Raw genomic sequence first — 6231 nt, 5'->3', positions numbered from 1 at the left:
CGGGGGTCGCGGTGATCGTGGTCGGCGTGCTGGACAAGGTCGGCACGTTCGGCTTCCTGCGCTACAGCCTGCCGCTGACGCCGGGCGCCTCCCAGCAGCTCGCCCCGCTGGTGCTGGTGCTCGCGGTGGCCGGCGTGCTCTACGGCTCGTTCCAGGCGTTCGGGCAGACCGACCTCAAGCGGTTCATCGCCTACGTCTCGATCGCGCACTTCGGGTTCATCGCGCTGGGCATCTTCGCGTTCACCTCGCAGGCGCAGGCCGGCGCGGTGTCGTACATGATCAACCACAGCATCGCGACCGGCATGCTGATCCTGGTGATCGGCATGGTGATCGCCCGCGGTGGTTCTTCCCGCATCGCCGACTACGGCGGCATGGCGAAGGTGACCCCGGTGCTGGCCGGCACGCTGCTGATCGCCGGTCTGAGCACCCTGTCGCTGCCCGGCACGAACTCGTTCATTAGCGAATTCCTCGTGCTGATCGGCTCTTTCGAGACCCGGCCGGTCTACACCGTGCTGGCCACCATCGGCATGGTGCTGGCCGCGGTCTACGTGCTGTGGCTCTACCAGCGCACCATGCAGGGCCCGGTGCGCGGCGACGCGCTGCTGGGCACCGCGGGCGGTCCGGGTGCCGTGGTGGACCCGGCCAAGCCCGGCGCGCACCGGCAGCGGGTCGCCGACCTCGGCGCCCGCGAGATCGCCGTGCTGACCCCGCTGATCGTGCTGGTGCTCGCGTTGGGCTTCTACCCGAAGCCGGTGCTGGACGTGATCAACCCGTCGGTCGCGGCAACCATGAGCGAGGTCGGCGTCACCGACCCCGTGACCTCGCAGGGAGGTAACTGACAGTGGGTGTCTTGAGCGCGCAGGCGCCGAAAGTGGAGATCCCGCCGATCGACTACGCCGCGATCGCCCCGATCCTGATCCTGCTGGGCGCGGCCTGCCTGGCGATCCTGGTCGAGGCGTTCCTGCCGCGGCACCAGCGCTGGCCGGTGCAGGTCGGGCTGAGCCTGGTGTCGATCGTGGTCGCGGGAGTGGCGCTGGCGGTCTACGCCCGCTCCAGCGGCACCGGGGTGACCACGCTGTCGGACACCCTGGCGATCGACCCGCCGACCCTGTTCCTGTGGGGCACCCTGCTCGCGCTCGGCCTGGCCGCGATCCTGCTGATCGCGGACCGCTCGGTGGAGCCCGGCGGCGCGTTCGTCGCCGAGTCCCGGCCCGCCGAAGGACCGGGCACCATGAGCCGCGCCGCTGCGGCGGTTTCCGGCATGCGCACCGAGGTCTTCCCGCTCGCGCTGTTCTCCCTCAGCGGGATGATGGTGTTCACCGCGGCGAACGACCTGCTGACCATGTTCATCGCGCTGGAGGTCCTGAGCCTCCCGCTGTACCTGATGTGCGGTCTGGCCAAGCGCCGTCGCCTGCTCTCGCAGGAAGCGGCGGTCAAGTACTTCCTGCTCGGCGCCTTCGCCTCGGCGTTCTTCCTCTACGGCCTGGCGCTGCTGTACGGCTACGCGGGTTCGGTGAAGCTCCAGGCCATCGCCGACGCCACGGCCGGCTCGGACCGCTCGGACACCCTGCTGTTCGCCGGTCTCGGCCTGCTGCTGGTGGGTCTGCTGTTCAAGGCCTCGGTCGGTCCGTTCCACACCTGGACCCCGGACGTCTACCAGGGCGCGCCGACCGCGGTGACCGGATTCATGGCCGCCTGCACCAAGGTCGCGGCCTTCGGCGGCATCCTGCGCGTGCTGCAGGTCGCGTTCCAGGCGTCGAGCTGGGAGTGGAAGGGCGTGCTGTGGGCCATCGCGATCGCCTCGATGGTCATCGGCGTGGTGCTCGGCCTCACCCAGCGCGACATCAAGCGGATGATCGCCTACTCCTCGGTGGCGCACGCCGGGTTCATGCTGATCGGTTCGGTGGCGCTGACCGAGCGCGGCCTGTCCGGCACGCTGTTCTACCTGCTGGCCTACGGGTTCACCACGATCGCCGTGTTCGGCGTGATCAGCCTCGTCCGCCGGTCGGATGGTGAGGCAACTCACCTGTCCGACTGGGCCGGTCTGGCCAAGCGCTCCCCGCTGGTCGCCGGGGTGTTCACCTTCCTGCTGTTCGCCCTCGCCGGGATCCCGCTGACGAGCGGTTTCGTCGGGAAGTTCGTCGTTTTCGAGGCGGCGCTGGCCGACGGGATGGCCCCGCTGGTCGTGGTGGCCCTGGTGGCCAGTGCGGTTGCCGCGTTCTTCTACCTTCGTGTCATCGTGCTGATGTACTTCAGCGAACCCGCTGCGGACGGCCCCACCGTCAGCGTTCCGGGTGCGTTCACGACAGCTGCGATCACGCTCGGTGTGGTCGTCACGCTGTTGCTGGGCGTGCTGCCGACCTTGGCGCTGGACTGGGCGAACGTCGGTGGCTTCGTGTCGTAGAGTGCACGCCGGTAGGGCGATCGTTGGGGGAGCGAAGGCGACGGTGACGTGAGCAGGCCAGCGAGTGACCCGATCAGCGAGCTGATCAAGGGCAGGGGGATCGGGATCGACATCGCCGACTCGGCGTTGTCGGACTCGGTGCAGCAGGGCATCGAACGCGTGGAGCAGTTGCTGCGCGAGTCGGTGCGGAGCGACTTCGACTTCGCCACCCGGACTTCGCTGCACCTGATGGAGGCGGGTGGCAAGCGGTTCCGGCCGCTGTTCACCCTGCTGGCGGCGCAGTTCGGCGACCCGCACGCGGACGAGGTGATCAAGTCCGCCGCGGTGGTGGAGATGATCCACCTGGCCACGCTCTACCACGACGACGTGATGGACGAGGCGACCATGCGGCGCGGCGCGACCAGCGCCAACGCCCGCTGGGACAACTCGATCGCCATCCTGGCCGGGGACTTCCTGTTCGCGCAGGCGTCGGCGCTGATCGCCGACCTCGGTGCGGAAGCGGTCCGCGACATGGCGCGCACCTTCGAGCTGCTGGTGACCGGTCAGATGCGGGAGACCGTCGGGGTCGGCCCGGACGAGGACGCGGTCGAGGTCTACCTGCAGGTCATCTACGAGAAGACCGGTTCGCTGATCGCCACCGCGGGCCGGTTCGGCGCGTGGTTCTCCGGTGCGGACGAGGCGACCATCGAGTCGCTGGACCGGATCGGCCGGCTGATCGGCATCGGGTTCCAGATCTCCGACGACATCATCGACATCGCCTCGCCGGCCGACGAGTCCGGCAAGACGCCGGGCACGGACCTCCGCGAAGGCGTGAGCACGCTGCCGATGCTGTACGCGCTGGCCGACCCGGACACCGACCCGCGGCTGCGCGATCTGCTGTCGCGCCCGCTGTCCGAGGACGCCGAGGTGTACGAGGCGCTGGACCTGCTGCGCGCGTCGAACGGTCTGGAGCGCACTCGGGCCACTTTGGACGAATACGCCGGCGACGCCCGCAAGGAACTCGCCTCGCTGCCGGACACCCCGGCCCGCGAAGCGCTGTCGACGCTGGTCGACTACGTGGTGGCGCGGACCCGCTGAGCCGCGGAGGTCCGGTGCGCGCGATCACGAGCCGATCACACCGCCTCGCCGCGGTGGTGCTCCGTGGTAGGTATGCCGGGAACGGCGCCGCCGGAGCCCGTGAGGAGGGACATCTCTCGTGATCACCTGGCTGTTCACCCAGGTGTGGCTGTGGAGCCTCGCAGCGTTCGCGCTCGGCGCCCTGATCACCTGGCTCCTGTTCGTCCGCCCGCTGCAGCGGCGCCTGGCCGAGTACTCCGAGGCGTACGAGGGCTACGACTACGACGAGGACGGCGGCTACGACGAGCCGGGCACCGAGCAGGAGCCGCTGGACCTGCTGCACCGGTCGCAGCCCTCGGACGAGCCGCCGATCGGCGACTGGGACCGCCCGCCGCGCGCGTGGGCCGACCCGCGCCTGCGCCAGGTGGAGGACGAGGACACGGAGAACACCTGGTTCCGCAAGTGGGACGAGGAGAGCCCGGACGGCGCATCGGATGTCGCGGTGACCGCCGTGCAGCCGCGCGTCTCCCCGGCCGCGGAGCAGGCGCCGGAGGCGGACACCTGGGTCGCGCCGGAGGCCGACGAGTCCGCCGCGCCGGTGGAGGACACCGCGGTCACGCAGGTTCCGTCCGACTCGGACGCCGTTGAGAGCTCGCCGGAGCCCGACACGGCGGTGACGCCGGTCGAGCGGGAGCCGGAACCAACGCGGATGACCGGGAAGCTGGACGACGACGGCGGGGAGCAGCTCTCCGGGCAGCTGCGGTCGCTGTTCGAGTCGGTGGAGTCGAAGGGCGAGCGGGAAACGCCGTACGTGCCGCCGGTCGGCGCCGAGGCGACCCAGGTCATGCCCAAGGCCACCGACGAGGGCGATGCCGACGGCGCTGCTGAGGCGGTACCGCCGCTGCCGCAGCGCACGCCGGGCGCAGGCCCGCACCCCGGGCGCGACAGCGGCTGGACGACCGGCCCGATGATCAAGGGCCACTCGGCGTCCCGCCAGTACCACTCGCCGGACTCGCCGCAGTACGACGACATCGTCGCCGACGTCTGGTTCCGCTCCGCGGCGGACGCCGAGATCGCCGGCTTCGAACCCTGGAACGGCCAGCGCGCCCGCGACTGACGCTCATTTCGGTCTTCGTCCTTGATGCGCCGTCAGGCGCATAGCCCACCTTCGGCGCTTGCGCCGCTGAGGTTCCGCTACTTGCACTGCCACGCAAAACGACCACCGGAGACAAGTTCCTTTCAGTCGGGCTGGGGCTGGCGCTCCAGCAGCCGGGAGAGCACCACGGTCGAGACGGTTCGGCTGACGAACTCGACCGAGCGCAGGCGTTCCATCGCTTCTTCCAGGTGGTGGATGTTCGCCGCGCGCAGGTGCACGATCGCGTCCGCCTGCCCCGACACGGTGTAGGCCGCCACGACTTCCGGGAGCGGTTCCAGGCCGGTGCGGATCCGGTGCGCCGGGACGTTGCCGTTGCAGTGCACCTCGACGAACGCCTCGGTGCCCCAGCCCAGCGCCTCCGGGTCGACGACCGCGGTGAATCCTTGCAGCACACCCAGGTCCAGCAGTTTGTCCACCCGCCGCTTCACCGCGGGCGCGGACAGGCCGACCTCCGCGCCGATCTCGGCGTAGCTCGCCCTCGCGTCCGCCACCAGGTGCGAAATGATCCGTTGATCCAAGGCGTCCATACGCAACATTCTGCCGCAAATATCGAACGTAGCGTTGTTGATGGCCGCTTCGGACACCGCTTACATTTCGATTCATGACGGTCATCGCCGAGCAGGCTGCCCAAACGATCCAGTCGCCGCAGGCCACGCGGCGGCACTACCTGATGTGCCCGCCCAAGTACTTCACCGTCGAGTACTCGATCAACCCGTGGATGGATCCGGGAACCCCGGTGGACGCCGACCGCGCGATGATCCAGTGGGACGAGCTCAAGCGCACCTACGAGCGCCTCGGCCACACCGTCGACGTCATCGAGCCCCAGCCGGGCCTGCCGGACATGGTCTTCGCCGCCAACTCCGGCACCGTGATCGACGGCCGGGTGCTCGGCGCCCGGTTCCGCGCCCCGCAGCGGGCCGCCGAGGCCGAGCACTTCCGCCGCTGGTTCACCAGCCGCGGCTACCGCGACCTGGTGATGCCGTCCCGGATCAACGAGGCCGAGGGCGACTTCGCCTGGACCGGACGGGTGCTGCTGGCCGGCAGCGGTTTCCGCACCGACCCGGAGGCGCACGCCGAAGCGCAGGAGGTGCTGGGCGTTCCAGTGGTGTCGCTGCGCCTGGTCGACCCGCGCTACTACCACCTCGACACCGCGCTGTTCGTGCTGCAGCGAGGCGAGGACGCGCGGATCGCCTACTACCCGGAGGCGTTCTCCGACGGCTCGCGACGGGTGCTGGAGCGGATGTTCCCGGACGCGGTGATCGCGAACGCCGCCGATGCGGCCTGCCTGGGCCTCAACGGCGTCTCCGACGGCAAGCACGTGGTGCTCCCGACCGAGGCGACGGAGCTGGCCGCGCAGCTGGCCGCCCGCGGCTACGAGCCGATCCTGGTGGACATCTCGGAGCTCCGGAAATCGGGCGGCGGCCCCAAGTGCTGCACGCTCGAACTGCACACCTGACCGAGGGGGCCGGGGAAGGCGAAGGGCACCGCCGAGCGGTGCCCTTCGTGCTGTCTCCCGCAAGTTCAATGGAATTTCGACGTCCGATTTCCATTGAGGTGATCTCAGTGGATTCGGCCGTGTTCGTGGTGGGTGAGGACGAGGGCGGCTTGGACGATG

General features: G+C 69.8%; 6 protein-coding genes. 5 read left to right on the top strand and 1 reads right to left on the bottom strand.

Annotation, left to right across the window (positions count from 1 at the left end; genetic code table 11):
* From ABTZ89_RS34145 to ABTZ89_RS34130, 4 genes are all read left to right on the top strand, one after another.
* The coding region (locus ABTZ89_RS34145) for a complex I subunit 4 family protein (protein WP_351052626.1) at positions 1–839 on the top strand (839 nt) is incomplete at its 5' end.
* Between the two features lie 11 nt (positions 840–850).
* Positions 851–2404, top strand: a complete 1554-nt coding sequence (nuoN, locus tag ABTZ89_RS34140) for an NADH-quinone oxidoreductase subunit NuoN (RefSeq protein WP_270947528.1) — start codon at positions 851–853, stop codon at positions 2402–2404.
* 48 nt (positions 2405–2452) lie between these two features.
* Positions 2453–3481, top strand: coding sequence for a polyprenyl synthetase family protein (locus tag ABTZ89_RS34135; RefSeq protein ID WP_270947529.1), 1029 nt, complete (start codon positions 2453–2455; stop codon positions 3479–3481).
* A gap of 118 nt (positions 3482–3599) precedes the next feature.
* On the top strand, positions 3600–4577 hold the full coding sequence (locus ABTZ89_RS34130; protein WP_351052622.1) for a sunset domain-containing protein: 978 nt from the start codon (positions 3600–3602) through the stop codon (positions 4575–4577).
* 122 nt (positions 4578–4699) lie between these two features.
* Here the strand turns inward: ABTZ89_RS34130 and ABTZ89_RS34125 are convergent, their stop codons facing one another.
* Positions 4700–5143, bottom strand: coding sequence for an Lrp/AsnC family transcriptional regulator (locus ABTZ89_RS34125; RefSeq protein ID WP_270947531.1), 444 nt, complete (start codon positions 5141–5143; stop codon positions 4700–4702).
* A gap of 74 nt (positions 5144–5217) precedes the next feature.
* On the opposite strand from ABTZ89_RS34125, the gene ddaH reads away from it, so the two are divergent.
* Positions 5218–6072: a dimethylargininase gene (ddaH, locus tag ABTZ89_RS34120; protein WP_351052619.1), complete on the top strand. Its 855-nt coding sequence runs from the start codon at positions 5218–5220 to the stop codon at positions 6070–6072.
* Positions 6073–6231: the final 159 nt, after the last annotated feature.

Source organism: Saccharopolyspora sp. NPDC002686 (assembly GCF_040295745.1).
GTDB lineage: Bacteria > Actinomycetota > Actinomycetes > Mycobacteriales > Pseudonocardiaceae > Saccharopolyspora > Saccharopolyspora oryzae.
This window is presented reverse-complemented; position numbering and strand designations above follow the sequence as displayed.

Bases quoted from the DNA above. Each gene is read 5' to 3' on its own strand.
- ddaH (WP_351052619.1), top strand. From the start codon at position 5,218: ATGACGGTCATCGCCGAGCAGGCTGCCCAAACGATCCAGTCGCCGCAG.
- ABTZ89_RS34125 (WP_270947531.1), bottom strand. From the start codon at position 5,143: ATGGACGCCTTGGATCAACGGATCATTTCGCACCTGGTGGCGGACGCG.